A 1,618-nucleotide genomic window follows, 5' to 3' on the forward strand; every position below is an offset into this window, starting at 1 on the left:
AGCCAAACTACGCAAACGATATCTTTTAAGGTAAAAGATACTGGCATTGGCATTGCCGAAGAAGACATTGGCAAACTTTTTCAATCCTTTGTTCAAATTGACAGCAAATTGAACCGTCAATACGCCGGTACCGGCTTGGGTTTAGCTTTAGTGCGGCGCATTGTGGAAATGCACGGTGGCCAAGTTTCTGTAGTCAGCGAACTCGGTCGAGGTAGCGAATTTACAGTTTTGTTACCGTACCAAGGCAATCTCAAGCTCGATCGAGCTTTATCTATATTACCGAGAAACGATTCTGAGCGAAACTCAGAAATTATTAAGACTGGTTTAACCGCCAAAAAATCTCTATCTCCTTTGCTTTTGTTGGTAGAAGATAACGAAGAGAATATCGAAACATTTGTTAATTATTTCCAAGAAGAAGGCTATCAATTTGCGGTCGCTCGTAATGGCTTAGATGGCTTTAATTTAACCAGAAAACTTCAACCTCAATTGATTCTTATGGATATTCAAATGCCACAAGTAGATGGATTAACAGCGATTCAAATGATTCGTAATGAGGGTATAAATACTCCCATCATTGCCTTAACTGCCTTAGCCATGCCAGGAGACAAAGAAAAATGCTTAAGTGTCGGCGCAAATGAATATTTAACTAAACCTGTGAGATTAAAAAATTTGAAAAACCTCATCGATAAATTTGTTTATCCAGATGTCACAATAGAGTAAGATAGCCATGAAAAAACCCGCATCTATAATAGTAGTAGATGATGAGCAAAATAACTTTGATGTTATCGAAATATTGCTCTTTAAAGAAGGATACGATCTTCGTTACGCTGCCAGCGGTGACGAAGCAATTCGTCAACTGGAAGCGCAGCAGGCCGATGTCATATTGCTTGACGTTATGATGCCTGTATGCAATGGATTTGAAGTTTGCCGCACAATTAAAGCAAATCCCAAATGGCAGCATATCCCCATCCTCATGGTGACAGCATTAACTGCGAAAGAAGACTTAGCGAAAGGTTTAGAAATGGGTGCGGATGACTTCATTAGCAAACCGGTCAGTGGCATAGAACTGCGAGCCAGAGTTCGTTCTATGCTGCGGATTAAACATCAATACGATATGCTGCAAGAATTGCTGCAAGTTAAAGAAGCATCTCTGCAATTAAGAGAAGATATGGCATATGCGATCGTTCACGACCTTCGCAATCCTTTAGCAAGTATTTTGTTTGCTTGCGATATTTTGTCAATGGCCGATCTCGATCTAAAACAAAAGAAAAGAATAGATCGAATTGTTAGTTCCGGACAACGTTTAAAGTTCCTCATCGATAACTTATTAATCATGGCGAAACTCGATGCAGGTAAACTGGTACTTAACTGCACAGAAGTAGATTTATACGATATCGCTAAAGATGTTATTTCTGAATTTCAACAAATTGCTAATCAGAATCAAATAAAACTAATTGCTCACCTGCCAAAACCGGGAAAAACATTTCACTTGGATGATTCTCTGATCCGACGAGTTATCGATAACCTCCTCTCCAACGCAATCAAATTTTCTCCCTCAAAAGCTCAAGTTGAACTAAAAATTGATTATCTCTCGGCAGATAAATTGCAAATTCAGGTG

The 1,618-nt window shown here is 39.1% G+C and carries 2 protein-coding genes; both read left to right on the forward strand.

Annotated elements, in window-relative coordinates:
* Window positions 1–720: response regulator (locus tag H6S82_RS32115; protein ID WP_199318013.1), on the forward strand; the 720-nt coding region annotated here is incomplete at its 5' end.
* A 7-nt stretch (window positions 721–727) separates the two neighbouring features.
* Window positions 728–1,618: hybrid sensor histidine kinase/response regulator (locus tag H6S82_RS32120; protein ID WP_191057414.1), on the forward strand; the 891-nt coding region annotated here is incomplete at its 3' end.

This window comes from Planktothrix sp. FACHB-1355 (assembly GCF_014748295.1).
In the GTDB taxonomy this organism is placed as follows: Bacteria; Cyanobacteriota; Cyanobacteriia; order Cyanobacteriales; family Aerosakkonemataceae; genus Aerosakkonema; species Aerosakkonema funiforme_A.